This is a genomic window from Paenibacillus agri, assembly GCF_013359945.1.
GTDB classification, from domain to species: domain Bacteria; phylum Bacillota; class Bacilli; order Paenibacillales; family Paenibacillaceae; genus Paenibacillus_AQ; species Paenibacillus_AQ agri.
In genome coordinates, this window is record NZ_JABWCS010000219.1 from 183,508 (window position 1) to 202,433 (window position 18,926).

13 protein-coding genes and 1 other annotated feature are annotated in these 18,926 nt (G+C 49.2%); of the genes, 9 read left to right on the plus strand and 4 right to left on the minus strand.

Annotation, left to right across the window (positions count from 1 at the left end; all coding sequences use genetic code 11):
- Window positions 1-201: 201 nt before the first annotated feature.
- Window positions 202-489: a binding site (T-box leader), on the plus strand.
- Between the two features lie 1,022 nt (window positions 490-1,511).
- Window positions 1,512-3,056, plus strand: a complete 1,545-nt coding sequence (locus tag HPT30_RS24600; protein WP_175373940.1) for a 2-isopropylmalate synthase — start codon at window positions 1,512-1,514, stop codon at window positions 3,054-3,056.
- Window positions 3,057-3,615: 559 nt separating this feature from the next.
- On the opposite strand, the gene abc-f is transcribed toward HPT30_RS24600, so the two are convergent.
- Window positions 3,616-5,574 (minus strand): ribosomal protection-like ABC-F family protein, encoded by a 1,959-nt coding sequence (abc-f, locus tag HPT30_RS24605; RefSeq protein ID WP_175373941.1) that lies wholly within the window; start codon window positions 5,572-5,574, stop codon window positions 3,616-3,618.
- Window positions 5,575-5,850: 276 nt separating this feature from the next.
- Between abc-f and HPT30_RS24610 the strand changes: the two genes are divergently transcribed.
- The 4 genes from HPT30_RS24610 to tatC all read left to right on the plus strand — a co-directional run bounded on the left by HPT30_RS24610 (window position 5,851) and on the right by tatC (window position 8,391).
- Window positions 5,851-6,501: a 5-formyltetrahydrofolate cyclo-ligase gene (locus HPT30_RS24610; protein WP_175373942.1), complete on the plus strand. Its 651-nt coding sequence runs from the start codon at window positions 5,851-5,853 to the stop codon at window positions 6,499-6,501.
- 84 nt (window positions 6,502-6,585) lie between these two features.
- Complete coding sequence (locus HPT30_RS24615; protein ID WP_020429419.1) at window positions 6,586-7,071, plus strand: MogA/MoaB family molybdenum cofactor biosynthesis protein; 486 nt, start codon at window positions 6,586-6,588, stop codon at window positions 7,069-7,071.
- Between the two features lie 139 nt (window positions 7,072-7,210).
- Complete coding sequence (tatA, locus tag HPT30_RS24620) at window positions 7,211-7,456, plus strand: twin-arginine translocase TatA/TatE family subunit (RefSeq protein ID WP_175373943.1); 246 nt, start codon at window positions 7,211-7,213, stop codon at window positions 7,454-7,456.
- Between the two features lie 164 nt (window positions 7,457-7,620).
- Window positions 7,621-8,391, plus strand: a complete 771-nt coding sequence (gene tatC, locus HPT30_RS24625; protein ID WP_175373944.1) for a twin-arginine translocase subunit TatC — start codon at window positions 7,621-7,623, stop codon at window positions 8,389-8,391.
- Here the strand turns inward: tatC and HPT30_RS24630 are convergent.
- Window positions 8,372-9,631: an MDR family MFS transporter gene (locus HPT30_RS24630; RefSeq protein WP_175373945.1), complete on the minus strand. Its 1,260-nt coding sequence runs from the start codon at window positions 9,629-9,631 to the stop codon at window positions 8,372-8,374. The two genes, tatC and HPT30_RS24630, sit on opposite strands and share 20 nt — an antisense overlap.
- Before the next feature lie 264 nt (window positions 9,632-9,895).
- Between HPT30_RS24630 and HPT30_RS24635 the strand changes: the two genes are divergently transcribed.
- The 3 genes from HPT30_RS24635 to groL all read left to right on the plus strand — a co-directional run bounded on the left by HPT30_RS24635 (window position 9,896) and on the right by groL (window position 13,228).
- Window positions 9,896-10,780: a LysR family transcriptional regulator gene (locus HPT30_RS24635; protein ID WP_175373946.1), complete on the plus strand. Its 885-nt coding sequence runs from the start codon at window positions 9,896-9,898 to the stop codon at window positions 10,778-10,780.
- 324 nt (window positions 10,781-11,104) lie between these two features.
- A complete protein-coding gene (gene groES / locus HPT30_RS24640) occupies window positions 11,105-11,386 on the plus strand; it encodes a co-chaperone GroES (RefSeq protein ID WP_175373947.1) in 282 nt (93 codons plus the stop codon).
- Between the two features lie 210 nt (window positions 11,387-11,596).
- Complete coding sequence (gene groL, locus HPT30_RS24645) at window positions 11,597-13,228, plus strand: chaperonin GroEL (protein WP_175373948.1); 1,632 nt, start codon at window positions 11,597-11,599, stop codon at window positions 13,226-13,228.
- A 597-nt stretch (window positions 13,229-13,825) separates the two neighbouring features.
- Here the strand turns inward: groL and HPT30_RS24650 are convergent.
- On the minus strand, window positions 13,826-14,779 hold the full coding sequence (locus HPT30_RS24650) for an SAM-dependent methyltransferase (RefSeq protein ID WP_175373949.1): 954 nt from the start codon (window positions 14,777-14,779) through the stop codon (window positions 13,826-13,828).
- A gap of 188 nt (window positions 14,780-14,967) precedes the next feature.
- Between HPT30_RS24650 and HPT30_RS24655 the strand changes: the two genes are divergently transcribed.
- On the plus strand, window positions 14,968-16,737 hold the full coding sequence (locus HPT30_RS24655) for a M3 family oligoendopeptidase (RefSeq protein WP_175373950.1): 1,770 nt from the start codon (window positions 14,968-14,970) through the stop codon (window positions 16,735-16,737).
- Between the two features lie 584 nt (window positions 16,738-17,321).
- On the opposite strand, the gene HPT30_RS24660 is transcribed toward HPT30_RS24655, so the two are convergent.
- A complete protein-coding gene (locus tag HPT30_RS24660) occupies window positions 17,322-18,917 on the minus strand; it encodes a bifunctional metallophosphatase/5'-nucleotidase (protein ID WP_175373951.1) in 1,596 nt (531 codons plus the stop codon).
- Window positions 18,918-18,926: the final 9 nt, after the last annotated feature.

Consider the following 18,926-nt stretch of genomic DNA (forward strand, 5'->3'; position numbering starts at 1 on the left):
CGGTTAACCTCCGTGAGAGGGTGGTCAAACAAAGGAAAGGGCAGCATGTCCGGTTGATTTGTTTGGCTGTTAAGTGGATATTCCAATGTCGGTGCAGATAGCCGGTATCAGGAGTATCAACAAGAGTGGTACCGCGAAGGTTAATAGCCTGTCGTCTCTTGAATGAGATGGCAGGCTTTTTTGTATGGTTTTTTCCAAAAGATATACGCTGTGAACGGGAGTAGTAGAAGGCTATGGTGTTCAGAGAGCTGCGGTAAGGTGCGACGCAGTCACCAGAATCTTTGAAGCTCGCCCGGGAGCGGAACGGCTGAACAACAGTAGGCCGTTACGGTTCGTCCCCGTTACCGGACCTTCCCGCAGGATGAAGATGAACTTCAGCGTCCTGCCGGGAAGAGGAGCTGGATGCATTCAGCGAGCAGATGATGTTATGCTGTTCGACTGTGCGTCAACAAGAGTGGTACCGCGGAGGGGAAACCCGCCGTCTCTTATATGAGACGGCGGGTTTTTGCGTTCCTGCGGACTGGATGGGGCATAGCTGCATCCGGTCTGCAGGGCGCGGAGAGTGGGAGTTCCGCTGCATAAACAGCGGAATTCACACTGTCATCTAGCTGCCGGCAGCAGTGGGTGGGAATAAGCACAGCCGCAAGTCGACGTGCGGCTGTGCGTAATGAACATAACGAATATACACAAAGAAGAATGTCCAGTGAGTACAAAGCAAGTCCACAGCAAGTTCGTACGCAGTGAGTAAACAGTGGGTACACAGTGCACAAAGCGACTTCATAGTTGGATACGAAGCGAGTGCAAAAGTAAGTTTAGTGGGTACACAGAGCGCTCACAGAGGGGCATATGTGTACAGAGCGAGTGCAGTAAGTTTAGTGGGCACAGAGTGTTGCGCAGAGGGTGCACAGTGGGGCGTAAGCGAGTACAGAGCAAGTGCAAAGCAAGTGCAGAATGTGTCGTGGCCACACGACTAGTACAGCATCAGGGCCAATACCAATATGCTGACTATCATAAGGGCATGGGGCTAATGATGGGATAACGATGAGCTAACGGACCCTAACGTCGTTATTTGCCCGTTAAGCCGCTTCTGGAACATGTAACGGACTCAGGGGACGCTATTTTCGCTCAAATCATGGATTTTACACAGGATTTCTACTCATAGCGTCTCTGGAGTCCGTTATTTTTCTGGAACGGTCGATGGTCAGGAAATAACGTCTCTGTGGTCCGTTACCAGACAAAACAAGAAGCAATCCAAAACAAATCTAAACGAGCCAAAACAAACCCAAAACGAATCTAAAGCGAGCCGAAAACAAATCTAAAGCGAGTCCAAAGCAAATCTAAAGCGAGCCCAAAACGAAACTAAAGAGAGCCGAAAGCAAATCTAAAGCGAATCCAAAGCGAGCCCAAAGCGAGCCCAAAGCAAAGCTGAAAAAAACAAACCCAAAGCAAAGCAAAACAAAACAAACCCAAAGTAAACCCAAATCTAACACATAAATCAGGAGGGATTTACCATGATTATTCCAGTCAAGAAACGAATTCAGATTTTTGATACCACGCTGCGTGACGGCGAGCAAGCACCGGGTGCGAGTCTGACACCGGAGCAAAAGATCCTGCTGGCCTACAAGCTTGCAGAATTGGGCGTAGATGTGATGGAACCGGGATTCCCAGTGTCCAGCCCTGGTGACTTTAATGCTGTGGAGACCATTTCACGCAAGATACGGAACGTGGAAATTTGCGGATTTGCCCGTGCAGTCAAGGGTGATATCGATGCAGCTGTAAAGGCGACCCGTGATGCCGAGCGGCGGCGGATTCACTTGTTCATTTCCTCCTCGGACATTCATCTTCAGCATCAGCTGCGGATGAGCAGACCCGAAGTGGTGGCAAAAGCCCGTGAGATGACGGCATACGCCCGTCAATTCACAGATGTTGTAGAGTTCACGGCGATGGATGCTGCTCGGACTAATATTGATGACCTGATTGAGATGGTGGAGGCTGTCATCGAAGAAGGCGCTACTATTATTAACCTGCCAGATACGGTTGGTTACGCGCTGCCACATGAATACGGTGAAATGTTCCGGCGGGTGCGGCTGGGGGCCAGAGGAGGAGATAAAGTCATCTACAGTGCCCACTGTCACAACGATCTGGGGCTTGCCGTGGCTAACAGCCTGGCGGCCATTGAGGGAGGCGCCACACAAATCGAGGTCACCGTCAATGGTGTCGGTGAGCGAACAGGCAACTGTGCCCTGGAGGAACTGGTCATGGCGCTGGAGACCCGTGGCGATGTTCTGGGTGCAGAGACTGGCATTGCACTGGATCAGCTGTATGAGTCTTCACGACTGATCAGCAGCGCGATGCATTTTCCCATTGCTTACAATAAACCAGTCGTCGGCAGAAATGCATTTCAGCATGAGTCGGGTATTCACCAGGATGGTTTGCTGAAGGATCGCAGCACCTATGAGATCATGGACCCGGAACGCCTTGGTATTCCGCGCAGCATGATTATCCTGGGCAAGCATTCCGGCCGTCATGCGCTGAAGGACAGAGCCGCCAAATACGGTATTGCTCTGGAACCGGCGGAGCTGGACGCCCTGTACGAGTCGTTCAAAGAGACAGCTGACCGGCAAAAGGTTGTCAGTGACGAGCAGCTTCTGCAGATGGTGAGCAGTACCACTGGACAGCAAGCCCAGGTCTATGAGCTGGGCGAGGTACAGGTGCTGGCGGGAAGCGCAGCACGGCGTGTAGCTGCTGTGACCGTGCGCCATTTGCAGAGCGGCAGCGAGACCTCTCATACCAGCACAGGTGATGGTCCGCTCGGAGCGATTATTGCTGCGATTGGGCAAGGAATTGCGGAGGATATTGATTTTGCCGGGCTGGAGCTGCACTCGCTGAGCAGCGGAGAGAATGCCCAGGCTGAGGCCGCTGTGATGGTGGAATGGGGCGGCGCCAAATTCAGGGGGACGGCGATTCACCAGGATATCGTAATGGCTGCCGGACTGGCCTATATTGCAGCCTGCAACGCGGCGCTTCTGTCCGTACGGAATGTAGAAGCGGAGTAGCCAAAAGATGTGCGCTGGCCAACCTGTTCGGCGGATCGCCGCTAGAAATCGGCTTTACGATTGCGCCGGAGGCCGTTTTATCCGCGATTCTCAGCTCCATAGTTCTTCAGGTTTCGGCGAAAGGGAAGGCATGGCCCCCACTTAGCTGTCTTATATTGACTATACCCGCTGTCTGAACTGGAGATAGCGGGTTCTTTTTTGCCATAAAATCACGGGGAATATTAAGGGGAATTGCCTTTGTCAAGGTGTGGACAACGTTATCCACATATTCCGGCCGAATTGTGTAAAAAGTGCGTAAAATCAGCAATACCAGCTCTTTTTTTAAGGGCTTTGATTAGATGGGGGGATGTGAGGTTATTCTGTGGAAATTGTGGATAATGTGGATAGTATAGTGGATAATATTTCCTTGACAACAGAAAGGGCGATTTAATCCATAAAAAAAGCCCCGAAGGGCTGTGTTTAACAAAGAGTTATGCACGAAAACTGGGGATAGAGTTGTGGATAAGTATATTTGAACAAATTGGGAACTGTAAAAATATTTTTTTGAAGCAGATTTACATTATTCGTCAGCAAGGATTTCCCATTCGCTAAAAAATTGACTCAATCGTTCCTTCTTGTCCTTCAATTCTTCTTCATGCTGCTGAAGCGCCAAATAATCCTGGTAGACTTCCGGTTTGGTCATCTCATTCTCTATAACAGCAATCTCTTCTTCCACTGTCGCTATGCTCTCTTCCAGTTCAGTGATCCGGCGCTGACGGTTACGTTCCTCCCGCTTGGCCTGTTTGTCTGCTTCAAAGGAAGAGGCCGTGCCTTTCTCGGCGGGAGGTGGCTCTTTGTCGATGTTTTTAGCAGCAGACTTGAGCGCAGCTTGTTCGGCGGCCTCCTTGGCGATGTCCTCTAGCTCCCGCTTTTTCTCAATATAGTCGTCGTAGTTACCGAGATACGGGTCGATGCCGTCCGGGTGCAATTCCAGCACACGCTCTGCCATTTTATTGAGGAAATAACGGTCATGGGAAATGAACAGCAGTGTGCCTTCAAAATCAATCAGGGCTGATTCCAGCACTTCACGGCTGACGAGATCCAGATGGTTCGTCGGCTCATCCAGGATGAGCATGTTAGCGCCGCGCAGCATCAGCTTGGAGAGCGCCACACGCGCTTTTTCCCCACCGCTCAGTGCAGAGACTTTCTTTAGAACATCTTCACCACTGAACAGGAAGTTGCCGAGGATCGTACGAATTCTGGCTTCCTCCAGCATTGGATATTCACTCCATAGCTCTTCCAGTACCGTATTTCGCGGATTCAGGCGTGTTTGTTCCTGGTCATAGTACCCGATTTTGACTTTGGTGCCCCAGTTTACCGTTCCAGCAGAAGGCTCACGTGTGCCCATCATGCATTGCAGCATCGTGGACTTGCCAATCCCGTTCGGTCCAATTAACGCGGCGGTCTCACCCCGGCGTAGTTCGAAAGAAGCATTGCGGAACAGAGGCGGCTGTCCTTCACCGAAGGCAACGGCCACATCCCGCACTTGCAGCACTTCTTTGCCTGACATGAAGTCTGGCTCAAAAGCGAAGTTGGCCTTTTTCAGATCGCCCAGCGGTTTGTCGATCCGGTCCATCTTCTCCAGTGCTTTGCGCCGGCTCTGTGCCCGCTTGGTTGTGGAGGCCCGGACAATGTTGCGTTGTACGAACTCCTCCATCTTGGCAATCTCGCCTTGTTGCTTCTCGTACTGCTTGAGCCTGGCTTCATATTCAGCCGCCTTGATATCTACATAACGGCTGTAATTGCCCGTGTACCGCCGGGACTGGTGCCGTTCAATCTCTACAATCGTTGTCACCAGCCGATCGAGGAAATACCGGTCATGGGAAACCACGAGAATGCCGCCGGAATATCCGCGCAGATAATCCTCCAGCCAAGTCAAAGTCTCGATGTCTAAATGGTTGGTCGGCTCATCCAGCATGAGCAGGTCCGGGGCCTGAAGCAGAATCCGCGCTAATGCAAGCCGTGTCTTCTGCCCGCCGCTCAAGGTAGAGATGCGGGTATCCGGTGCGAAGTCGCCGAAGCCCATACCATGCAGGACGCTGCGAATCCGGGTATTCATCTCATAGCCGCCGTGGTCCTTGAACCAGTCGGACTGACGGGCATAGCGCTCCAGCAGATCCTCGTACCGTTTGGGGTCTTCAGCGAGTGCGGGATCCGCAATTTGTTCCTCCAGCCGCCGAAGTTCAGATTCTGCTTCTATTAACGGAGCGAAGACCGCCAGCATTTCTTCTTCTATGGTCTTGTCCGATTGCAGTCCGCTGTTCTGGGCCAGATAGCCAATCGTCGTTTCTTTGGATTTATGAATTTGCCCGCTGTCAAAGGACAGTTCACCCGCCAGGATTTGCAGAAAAGTGGATTTGCCGGCTCCGTTGACCCCGACCAGCCCGACCCGCTCTTTTTCGTTAACCTGAAGGTTGATACCGTCCAGCACGCTTTGTATTCCATATAATTTCGTAATTCCTGTTGCTTGAAGAAGCATAATGATGAAACCTCCACCCTTGCATATTACGCCTTGGCGCTGTCGCCTCAGCCGCTATAATCACGTATTCCTTTTAGTTTACATGAAAAGCGTTTCCGGTGCGAGAGTCCGCCGGGGGAAGCAGACCCGAACGTTTCACGAACAGGGCCCGGGACACGGGGAACGCCCGTGCGCAAAACCATGTCTTCGGGCTATCTTGGCGAACCGGGGAGAAGAGTGGTAAACTAATCTTACAAACTAGGAGAAACGACGGACAGAAGAGGGAGGCGGCTGCTTATGACGGGCTTGCATGAAGAGCTCGCGCAAAGAAAGCGCGAGCTGCGGGTGCGGCAGGCTACCGCTCGGGACAACCTGTCCCTGGGGCAGCGCAGCGAGCTGTCCGCTAAGGTCTGCCGCACAGCTTGGGCATGGAGTGAGTCTGAGACTCTGTCTTCAATTATGGCCTATGTATCCTTCCGTTCAGAACTGAACACCAGGCCGTTAATCACACGCGCTTGGGAAGCTGGGTGCGAGGTGCTACTGCCCCGGGTTGTTCCCCGCAGCGGAGCCATGACACTGCATCGTGTCACTTCCTGGGAGGAGTTGTCCGTCGGTACGTACGGCATCATGGAGCCGACAGCGGCCGGAGAGAATGCGGAAACCATGGTCTCCCGCAAACTTCCGGCCGCAGTATTCGTACCAGGACTGGCATTTGATATCCGGGGCGGACGCCTTGGATATGGACGGGGTTACTATGACCGTCTCCGTGCATCCTGGGAGACTAGCGGTCTTTATGAAGGAGTGAGCCCCCCGCTTTGGATCGGGCTGGCCTACGACATGCAGATCGTGGAAGAAGTACCGATGGATGATCATGATGCTATTATGGACATGCTGATTACGGAGCATGGCGTGATGAATTGCCATAACGGAGAGTTTTTCAAGGGATAACCCCTGACAGCAAGAAGTGCAGAAGCTCTAGAAGCGCTGCACTGCATAACGATACATAGCATATAAGAGAGGGAGGGCGAACCTATGGCGTGGAAAACAGCAATCCTGACGGCCAGCGATAAAGGGGCCAGGGGCGAACGGGAAGACACGAGCGCCCAGGTGATCCGGGAGCTGGTAGAGGAAGAACTTGGAGGGGAGATTGTTGAATATCGAATTGTCCCTGACGAGCAGGATGAGATTATTGCGGCTTTAATAGAATTGACTGATTACTTTCAGGCGGACCTGGTGCTTACTACCGGGGGGACAGATCTTGCCATCCGCGATGTAACGCCAGAAGCCACCCGGCGTGTCATTGAGCGGGAGGTGCCAGGGCTTTCCGAGGCGATGCGTAGCACGGTCATGCAGAAGAATCGCGCAGTGATGCTGTTTCGCGGCATTTGCGGGATCCGCGGTCGTACGCTGATTGTGAATCTGCCAGGCACGCCGAAGGGTGTTCACGAGAATCTGGCGGCCATCATGGACCAGCTTCCTGAGGCATTGTTAATGGTGACTGGACAGTATCGTCAGTAACGTTGTTTTCCCGAGTCATTTTCTTGTCGTGTCACCCTATCACTCGAAGAAAATCGATGGATGTGTGATATAAGTTATGGTATTATTAAATCGTCGTAAACGGTATCATGAACGGACAGAATGACAAGGAGGATAAACAATGTTAAGTGGAATTGGTACTCCGGGAATTATCTTGCTGGTGATACTGGCGCTGTTGCTCTTTGGTCCGAATAAGCTTCCCGAACTGGGCCGGGCGGTTGGACGAACCTTCCGCGAGTTCAAGGAAGGCGCACGTGATATCGTCGGTGATTCTGAGCCGGCCAAGAAGAGCGAAGCTCCACCAGCGCCGGAAGCCCCGCAGAATGCAGCGGCCAATGTTCCGCAGGACAGACGTCTACCGGAATAATAGAACAATTAAGGCGGGGGTTTTCTCTTAAGTCGACTAGTGACTTTGGAGAGCGCCCCCTTTTTTTAAATTGGTATCAGAAAACCCCACAAAGTATGGTGACAGAGCAGCGAGCTCCCTGCTGTACTTTGTGGGGTTATTTTGTGTCATGGGTGGTGTCTCGCATGTCTGTGAAGGGTGATGAGATGTCGTTGGTAGATCATCTCACCGAATTACGCAAACGGATTATTTATGTGCTGATTGTCTTTGTTCTGGGCTTGGTGGGCGGATTGTTCTGCGCTAAACCGATCTACGAATATCTGATCCGTTCCGATCTGGCAAAAGGCTTCGTGCTGCACGCCTTCTCCTTCTGGGACGGGATTGGCATGTACATGAAGATTGCCATGGCCGTATCCCTGGCCATTTCCGTTCCTTTTATCATCTATCAGCTATGGGCATTCGTTAGCCCAGGGCTGCGTCAGGTGGAGCGGAACGCGGCGCTGCGTTATGTGCCGTACGTATTTATCCTTTTTATCCTCGGGGTATTATTCGCTTATTACATTGTGTTTCCGATGGCGCTTTCTTTTACAATCTCCATCACAAGAGATATGGGACTCGAAGAAACCTATGGCATTGCTCAATATTTCGAGTTTATGTTCAGCTTGGTCGTGCCGATGGCGCTGCTGTTTGAGCTGCCGCTGGTGGTCATGTTCCTGACCAAAATCAGAATTCTTAACCCGCTGCGCTTGCGCAAACTGCGACGTTATGCGTATTTCGTTCTGGTCTTTATCGGGATTGTGATTACTCCACCGGATTTCATCTCTGACTTTCTGGTAGCGATTCCGCTGCTGATACTGTATGAATTCAGCGTGTTCCTCTCTGCCTTTGTATACCGCAAACAGCTTGCTGCGGATAAGGAGCTGGAGGATCGATACGTTAAGCGACAGGAGGATTAACGGGAGTGCTTGTAGAGTGATGCTTTCCTGAAGCAGCATTGCGTAACAAGCGTGACTGAATTCTGCCCATGATCAGGGTGAAAAAGGCAATCAGCACGAACAGGGCGGTGCCGTTCCAGAGATCCAGGACAATGCCGCCCAGCAGTGGGCCAAGCGCCCTGGAGACTTGAGGACCCATGCCATAGATGGCAAAGGCATACCCTCGCTGATCGGCCGTAGCCATCTCGGCCACGGCTTTCTGCGCATGAGGTCCATGCAGCATCTCGCCGACAGAGAAGATAAACTCTGCGGTTAGCAGCAGGACAAGCGTAGGGGCGAATCCGTAGCCCAGTGCGACCGCAGCGAAGAGCAGGTAGGCGATGCTAAGCATGCGGCGTGCTGTGAAGCGTGACGTCACTTTGGCGACCCACAGCTGGAGCAGGATGACGGTCACACCGTTGAAGGTCAGCATCGTGGCCAGTACGGCTTTATAGTTATCGAAATACGTCTGCAGCTGAAAAGGTAATGTAGAGTCCACCTGGGCATACAGAAAGCCGACAGGCAGGTAGCAGAGTGTCAGCCAGATAATCATCCGGTTCTCTGGCTGTTTTGCTGCCGTCAGCCAAGGTACGGCTGCCCCGTTAGTTTGCCCGCTTCTAGGCAGCCTGGACGGTGCCGATTCCTTCAGGCGAAGCCAGAGCAGCCCTGAATAGGCAGCCAGCAGCAGTGCGGCGATCCAGAAGACGATATGCACGTTCCAGGAGAACAACATGAGTCCGAGGGCAGGACCGAAGGCAGCGCCGAAATTAAGCGCCATGTGCAGTAGCGCATAGACCTCCGCCCGCTGCTCCGGCAGGACAATGTCGGAGATCTGAGCGCTGGCCGCTGGCTGGAACAGGGCAGAGCCGATCCCGTTCAGGATGGAGGCGGCTGCAAAGAGGATGATTCCATCTGCCAGGGCATAGCCGGCGAAGGATAGGGTTTGTAACAGTAGAGAAGCAACCATAACCGGCTTGCGTCCATACCGGTCACTGAGGCTTCCGCCGCCGATTCCGGCGAAGATGCCGAATAAGGGCTGCAGGCCGACAATCAGGATCGGCAGTAGCACAGAGCCGTTCATTTGGTCATGCAGGTATAAGACCAGAAAGGGCCGGATCATGAACATTGTTAATGAACTGAGAATAGTGCCTGTGAACTGGAGCCAAACGGCCCCGTCATAGGACCGGAAGAATGATAACAGGTTGATTTTTTTAGCTGACATGAGGTGTTTCCCCGCTTTCTTTCACCTGCTGTGCATTAATTTGTAGTTCCAAATTCTCGTATGCCAGGCTTCAGTCCCTCAAAGGTCCTGTCTTTTCGATTTCGCTTCCCGCTCTGCACAACTGGAGTATACATGCCGCTATTTTGTTAGTAAAATTAAGGTTGATGATGTTGATATTAGTTTTTACTAATGCTGATTTGGACCAGATGAACAGATGTGTCACAGAGGGGAGGATTCTTCTGCCGGCTTCCGGCAGGGAGGAAGATGACTATACTCCAGTTGCAAGTGTTTGCGGCCGCAGCCGAAGCGAGGAGCTTCACTCGTGCTGCCGAAGATCTTGGTTTTACCCAATCTGCCGTATCGCAGATGATTCAGAGTCTTGAGAAAGAATTGGGCATTCTATTGTTTCACCGCAGCCGCCAAGGCATTGTCCTGACCGGGAACGGAGAGGCGATGCTGAAGCATGCCCGTCTTATTTTGCATACAACCCGGGTTATGAAGGAAGAAGCTGCTCTTGTGGTGCAAATGCAGGCCGGTTCACTGCGGATTGGTGCTACGCCGGATATTGCCTGCCGGTTTGTACCGCAATTGTCTGAGGCGTTCAAGCAGTCTTTCCCTTGCGCGGAGCTTGTGGTTTTCGAGGGAGAATCCGAGGAGATTAATGAATGGATTGCAAGTGGCGTTATTGATATCGGCATAACAATGTTCCCGGATCCGCAGTGGCATAGTGTGCCTCTGATCCGCGATGAGATGGTGGTGCTCTTGCCGGAGAATCATCTGCTGAGGCAGGAATCCCGTCTAAATTTTGAGCAAATCAAGGATCAGCACTTCCTTATGCCGAAGGACGAGGATCTGCGCAAGCTGTTGCAGTCCCGCCATCCCGGTTTCAATGTTGTGATGGAAGTGAAGGACTTCAACACGATTCAGGCGATGGTACAGGAAGGCTTGGGTCTGTCTATACTGCCCCGGTTCTATATTTCCAGACTCGGCGCCAAGCTGCCGGCTGTTTCTTTCGCTCCTGCACTCATGCAGGAAATCGTGATGGCGGTCAAGAATGAGCTCGATATTCCGCCGCTGGCAGCTGAATTCATGCGACTCGGCCTCGCTTATATCCGCAAGCACAGACAAGATGCTGTTACGGGTGAATGATAGAGGAGAAAGGCATATTTTTCCGATGGCTGGATAGAATGTAAAGGGGCGTGTGTCGGACAACCTCCCAAAACCATTTTTTCCCGAAAACAAAATACGAATTTGTGTAAAAGGACTTGAAATCCGCTCTCAAGTTGAGTATCATAAAAATTGTTGTTAGCACTGCGGAGTGTCGAGTGCTAATGCAGCTGAAAAATATGGAATGACGGGCATTTCCTATGCCAGATTCATATTTTTCAAAATATCGCAGTCTGTAGACTACAGCGATATTCCTAATCTCTGTTTTCAAGATCAATCACATAATTTTAAAGGAGGCTATTTTTCATGATCAAACCTTTAGGTGAACGCGTATTGGTAGAACCGAGCGAGCAGGAGGAAACTACTTCTTTCGGAATCGTGCTTCCGGACTCCTCCAAGGAGAAGCCGCAAGAAGGCAAGGTTATCGCAGTAGGCAGCGGCGCATTGAAAGATGGCGTACGTGTGGCACTGGAAGTTAAAGAAGGCGACCGTGTAATCTTCTCGAAGTATGCCGGAACCGAAATCAAATACGAAGGCAAAGAATATTTGATTATGAAAGAAAGCGACATTCACGCGATTCTTGACTAAGAATCGTTTATAAGATTGAACTCAATTACTTATGAATAGTGCACGAAGAAGTGTACGCTAACAAAACTAGGACGATGCTTTCGAAGCCAGTTTTGACGAAGAAGATCGAGGAAGTATATTCATAAAACTAGGACAATGCTTCTGAAGTTAGTTTTGACGGAGAAGATCGAGGAAGTATATTCACAAAACTTTTGGGAGGTATATTACACAATGGCAAAAGAAATCAAGTTCAGTGAAGATGCTCGCCGCGCAATGTTGCGCGGGGTTGATGCTTTGGCAAACGCGGTAAAAGTAACACTTGGACCGAAAGGCCGCAACGTGGTACTGGAGAAGAAATTCGGTAGCCCGCTGATCACTAACGATGGTGTAACCATCGCCAAAGAAATCGAACTCGAAGATGCTTTCGAGAACATGGGTGCTCAACTGGTTAAAGAAGTAGCTACCAAGACCAACGATGTTGCTGGTGACGGTACTACAACTGCAACTGTTCTGGCTCAAGCCATGATCCGTGAAGGTCTGAAGAACGTAACTGCAGGCGCTAACCCTATGGTTATCCGTAAAGGGATCGACAAAGCAGTTCGTGCAGCAGTAGAAGAACTGCAAAAGATCGCTAAGCCAATCGAAGGTCAACAATCCATCGCTCAAGTAGCGGCAATCTCCGCTGCTGATGATGAAGTAGGCCAACTGATTGCTGAAGCTATGGAAAAAGTGGGTAAAGACGGCGTAATCACCGTTGAAGAATCCCGTGGATTCTTGACTGAGCTTGAAGTGGTTGAAGGTATGCAGTTCGACCGTGGTTACATTTCTCCGTACATGATCACTGACACGGATAAAATGGAAGCCGTTCTGGAGAACCCGTACATCCTGATCACTGACAAGAAAATCAGCAGCACGCAAGAAATCTTGCCACTGCTTGAAAAAATCGTTCAACAAGCTAGACCGCTTGTAATCATCGCTGAAGATATCGAAGGCGAAGCACAAGCTATGCTGATCGTGAACAAACTGCGCGGAACTTTCAACGCTGTTGCTGTTAAAGCTCCTGGCTTTGGCGACCGTCGTGAAGCTATGCTGCAAGATATCGCTGCCCTGACTGGCGGCCAAGTGATCACTGAGAAGCTCGGTCTGGACCTGAAGAGCACTTCCATTGAGCAACTGGGTAACGCACGTCAAGTGCGCGTAACCAAAGAGAACACTACAATTGTTGACGGAAGCGGCGACAAAGCAGACATCACTGCTCGCGTTAACCAAATCCGTGCTCAACTTGAAGAAACTACTTCCGAGTTCGACAAAGAGAAATTGCAAGAGCGTCTGGCTAAATTGGCTGGCGGCGTAGCCGTTGTCAAAGTTGGCGCTGCAACTGAAACTGAATTGAAAGAGCGAAAACTGCGCATCGAAGACGCCCTGAACGCAACCCGCGCTGCGGTTGAAGAAGGTATCGTATCCGGTGGGGGTACAGCTCTTGTGAACGTATATAACGCTGTTGCGGCAGTGAATGTATCCGGCGACGAGAAAACCGGCGTAAACATCGTGCTTCGCGCGTTGGAAGAGCCAGTTCGCACAATCGCAGCGAACGCTGGTCAAGAAGGTTCCGTTATCGTGGACCGCTTGAAAAAAGAAGCTATCGGTATCGGCTACAACGCTGCTACTGGTGAGTGGGTGAACATGTTCGAAGCAGGGATTGTTGACCCTGCCAAAGTAACTCGTTCCGCACTGCAAAACGCTGCTTCTGTAGCGTCCATGTTCTTGACTACCGAAGCTGTTATTGCTGACAAGCCAGAACCAGCAGGCGCTGCTGGCGTTCCTGACATGGGCGGCATGGGTGGAATGGGCGGAATGATGTAAGCAAGTTTTAGAAAACCCTTGAGGGGCCTGGTTTTACGGGCCCTTCAAGGGTTTTTATTTTTGGGTAAATATGGTTTACAGATCATACAAGCATCCAGTAGAATAAATGCAACGGAAGCAACGTGCCCTGCCAGTAATGGCGGGGCATTTTACATAAGGAGTGTTAGTGAGAAAAAAATATTCAGAGAGTTTGGTGTCTCATTTTGTGCGTCAGCAATTTTTCTAGCTACATATAAAGTGCCGACTGAAGGGGATATAACATGTTTTTAGCAGATGAAGATTATCAATTTAGAAATACATATTTTATCATTGCGCATTTGAAACCACTAATCTATGGTCTGCTTATATTGCTTTTAATAGTAGTGGGCTTGTTATGCTGGAATAAATACATAAAGAAGAAAGATAAGGATTAAGAATTATAGTTAGGAGGAAGAGGCTTCCTGAGTCGGTTAAATTAATGAATTCAATTTTCTAGACATTGTTCGGTTCGCTGTATAAGGAATGGGCTACATGATGTAATAAAGGCGACCATTCCTTTTCCAGCGCGATGAGTAGAGCTATCCCTCAAGCTCCACCTTGAGGAGGACGGCTGAAATGCTATGCTGAAGGACTCTTTTTCCGCCTAAAAAGATAAACAGCATTTTCATCCGACGGGGGCAGAATGAGAGAAGAAAGCTTCTCGTCTAGCTCCATAGTAAACTTATCAGCGTTATAATAAGCTTCAAAATCTCCGGTAAATGCGGGATTCTTTGTCCCGATAACGATATATAGGTCAACTGAGGGTGTCTTGAAGACATGTTTTTCATATGCATTTTTAGGTACAGGCCAAGAACATAGCACTACCTGGGGAGTGTATTTAAGCAGGGCCGTTTTGGCGTCCGCTTTTTCCACAAAAGAAGGGTAAGCTATATAATGGCTCCAGCTATAGTCATCGGTAGCTTGGCAGTTTATATGCTCACTCTTCAAAAAATTAGCCAAGGTGCCGTCACCGGCAGCGATTTCAAGACAGGATTGATTTCCGATCAGACTGGAAAGCTCTTTAATGAACGCTCGCGAATAGAAACAATAAATCCCTTTTTTATTGACCAGAGGCATTAATATCTTCTTATGGATGACGAACCTCCACCAGAACTTAAAAAGTCCGAGGGAGACGGGCTTCCTCTCAAGACCTTTTCTGAACAAAAGCTTCTGCAAAATAGTGCCATCCCAAAGGTTGAACTTTACATTGTTCTCCGGGGTTTTGGATGAAACGGCGATATTAAGCTGCTCTAGCAAATAAATAGCAAATCGGGCCTTAATCACATCGGGCAAAAAAGCATTTATTGTTGTTTCATTGAACCTGCTTTTTTGAATTTTAGTATGAGCAATCTTTGCGCTTACCGTGTATTTATCAAGGATGGCCGTAATAATCTGTGATTCTCTGATGTTTCTTAGCACACTAATTTCTTGCAGAACCTCTTCTTGATACTCCGGATATTGTTGTAATAATACTTCCATGCTAATTTCATTGGCTAATATTTTCTTGGCGGTGCTGTTCGTAAAATTTCTCATGTTATTCTCCAGTAATCATTTAGTGGTAATCCTAATAAATTCAATATTAATCCATATTATTCTTTAAAATTCCTAATGAAGAGTTTATAGGAAAATTTGAAATAGGATAATGAAAAATGACATTGACTACTGGTATTATTGAGGAATTGAACTTAACATACATGACTGTACTAAGGAGAGGTTCATCAATGAATATGACATGGGATCTGGACAGCCTGTATCCTTCTTTTGAGTCCGAGAAGCTGAAGGAAGATCGCAATCGTCTGGACCAATATATAGAGGGTTTAAAAGAGTGGGCTGCGGCAAATTTGCATATTGAGGGGCCAACCCCTACTGCAACCGAGGCTTTTTTGCGAATATATAATCAATATAAAGGTGTATATGTTTGCCTGATGGCCTACGCAGAGCTAGTACTCAGCGCTGACGGCAGCAGTCAGGAAGCAATAAATCTTCTGGATGATATTGAAAAAGTGAATGCAGAAATTGCTAGCGTGATTGCAGGATTTAAACGCTGGTTGGCTGCAGAACCGAACATGGATGAGCTTATTGAAAGCTCTGCGTATCTTCAGGAGCATGCTTTCTACTTAAAGGAACTCATTGCCCAGTCGAGTTATGCGCTTAGTGAAGAAGTAGAGGCTACTATTACTAAAATGCAGAGCACCGGGTCCAAAGCCTGGGAAAGGCTTTATATGGAGACAGCTTCGAGTGCACTCGCGGAACTTGAAGTTGCAGGCAAGCTGCGCAAAGTAACACTGGCAGAGCTGAGAAGTATGGCCTATGACCACAATCCCATGCTAAGAAAGGCAGCTTATGAGGCAGAGACTGGGACCTGTAAATCGATTGCCCAAGTCTGTGCGGCCTGCATCAATGGAATTAGTGGTGAGGCGCTAACCGTGTACGGAATGCGGGGCTACGCTTCACCTTTGGACAAGGTGCTGACAGCTTCAAGAATGGACCGTGAGACATTGAACGTCATGCTCTCGGCACTTCAAGAAAGCTTGCCAAGCTTTCATAAATTTTATGAGAAGAAGGCGGTACTGCTGGGTCATTCCGGCAAGCTGCCATTCTATGATCTTTTTGCACCAATAAATGAAGAGAAGAGTGGAATCGCCTATGAAGACGCACAGAACACCATAATATCCAGTTTCGGAGCTTTTAGCGGAGAGCTAGCGGATTTCGCCCGGAAGGTATTTGAACAGCATTGGATTGATGCGGAGCCGAGAGCTGGAAAAGGCGGCTACGGAATGTGTATTGATATTTTTCCGATTCAGGAAAGCAGAATTATGACGCAGTTTACAGGTAATTCTATGGATATTGCTGTGCTTGCTCATGAGATTGGCCATGCCTATCATAGCTCCTGTCTGGCGGGGCAGACGATGCTGAATACGGATTATCCGATTCCGATTGCCGAGACGGCTTCGATTTTTTGTGAGACATTGGTTAACCAGACCTTAATTGCTGGTGCAGCAGAGAAAGATATTGCGCCGATCCTGGAGAGAAGTATTTCCGACGCTGGCTATTATCTTGTGGATTTCTATGCCCGGTATTTATTTGAGGTACGTATGTATGAGCGGAGGGCATCAGGAACGTTGTCTGTTCAGGAGTTTAATGAGCTGATGCTTGCATGTATGTCGGAAGCTTATGGAGAGAGCATTGATCCGGACACGCTTCATTCGTATATGTGGCTGGGTAAGGCGGGATATTTTATGGCAGGGAATGAATTTTTGAACTTTCCATATTCATTCGGCCTGTTGTTCTCCAAGGGGCTTTATGCGGAATATTTAAAAAGAGGCGAGGACTTTGTGGATCAGTATCGTCTGTTCCTGAGTGCTACAAGCAAGCATAACATCGTTGATGTGGCCGCCAAAATGAGCATCGATGTTCACTCCGTTGATTTTTGGAGAGGGGCGCTCAGTTTGATCGAAGAAGATATTGCAGAGTTTATCCGCAGGACCTAAATTGGATAGCGAAGCGTTCATTAGTGAGTATTATTATTCCTATTAACCTCTATATTAACCTCTAATGAAACACTGTACTTATGCAAAAATATGCAAAAAAACGTCTAAACATTACTGTGTATATAGTGTTAACTTAATAATCTAACGTCCTGGATGGGCGGGCGAAATCCTTGGTCCACACTTCACCAGAATATTCACCTAAGCCCACGTGTGAGTTTGATCGGGGCTTTGATAGCAGGAAAATATACCGTTAATTCGCTCCCTTCGGTTTATTCGTCCTAAATAAAGGGGAAATATCCCGTTAAAAAACCTCTTTTCGCTGTAATTGTCCAGCTATGAGGTGATTAACGGGATATTTTCCAGTTATCTTTAGAAAAGACGTAAATTTAATCAAAATAACAGGAACTATTCCCGTTACTCCCATGCCCGATCGAGTGAAGTGGAGCTTTCTGGCGTAATTGTCATCTGGCTGAGGGAGCTCCTTAGAACGAAGGGGTCATTTTGTACTTTAGGCTAGAGGAAGTTCTTTATTGAGATATCGAAGTCATTATCGAATGACGTTGTGTGTTTATAGGATCCCACAGTTACTCTCCAGTTCCCACAATCACTCGCCAATTCCCATCGCAAGTCGCCTCAATATGCCCCTTCTGCTCAATATAATGCGTCACAATCTCCGATATATCGATGAGAATCTCTTTAATGACCGGTTTTCCCAGATACATCTCATAGTCGCCCCCGCCGACTGCACGGTAATTGTTCATGACAATGTCGTATTCGCCGTCATTGTCCAGCGGCTTGCCATGGTAGTTCAGCAGAGTGACGCGCTCGCCGACTGGCCGGGCAATATCGAGGATGTACTCAATGCCTTCCCACATATCATAATTGTAATGTTGCGGTTTAGGCTCGATATAGGTTGGATTGATCTCAAGCTGGCCGTTTTCATCAAGCTGGAAGTAATTCGCGGTCTGCTCTAAGGCCTGCCGAATATCGCTTCCTTTCAGTCGCAGCACGGTCAATGTGTTGGGATAGATGAAGTTGGCCAGAATGTCCCGGCGTGTAATGGTCTGATCGAAACCTCTGCACTCATTGCGAAGCAGCGGTGCTGTCGAAATGTCTACGCCCGCCGCTTCCATCTGCACCTTGTTCATGAATTCAATGAACGGGTGATCGGCCAACCGGCATTCAGCAGCGTTAGCAATGGAGAGGTCCCCCTGAACCTGTCCCACGGTGTAGTCAAGCCAGACCTGCGTTTCAGCTTCAACCGCACGTGTCAGCTCAATAATACGCTCATCCACAGCAATAGTGGAGTCTACGGATAGCAACTCTGCTTGCTTGTCCCGAAGCTTCCATTTACCGTTTTCTTCGGTGAAGGTGGCTGTAATCTTGCCTAGCGCCTGCCCATTGAAGCCGGGTTGAAGCACAGTTACTCCATTGATTTCACTGGTAATGGAACGGTGCTGGTGACCGGTAATCAGCACATCCAGTCCCTCAATCTCCATACACATCGCATAACCTTGGTTCTCTCCAGTCAGTCTTTCTGTGGGTTCCCCGGTAAGCAGATCCCGTTCGAATCCCCCATGATACGAAACGACCAGAAGGTCGGGCTGTTCGCTCGTCCGAATGTCCGCACACCACCTTTTTACAGATTCAAGGGCGTCATGGAATTCCAATCCCTCAAGATGAAGAGCGTTCTCCCAATGGGGAATATAGTGTGTAGTTACGCCAAGAATCACAACTTTGATTTTCTGATCGATCCATTTGACAATATAAGGCTTGCCGAAGGCCGGTTCGCCGGTATCCCTATTGGTAATCCCCGCCGAGAGCCACGGGAAGTTGGAGTCCTGCACTGCTTGGCCGAGCACATCCATCCCGAAGTTGAATTCATGATTACCGAAAACTGCTGCATCATAGCGCAGCTCATTCAGGACAGAAATTGCTGGATGGCGGTTCTCTTTGCCTTGAGTAGATGAATAATATGCCAGCGGCGTACCTTGGATAAGATCACCGTTATCGATCAGCAGCAGTTCAGGTGTATGAAGTCGTTCCCTGTGAATGAGGGTTGCGATTTGGGCCAAGCCTTGATGGTGCACCTCGCGAGTCCGGTAATCGACAGGCTGGATATGGCCGTGCAGATCACTTGTGACGAGAATTTCACAGGTGATAGTATCGTTTTTTTTCATGAGTAATAG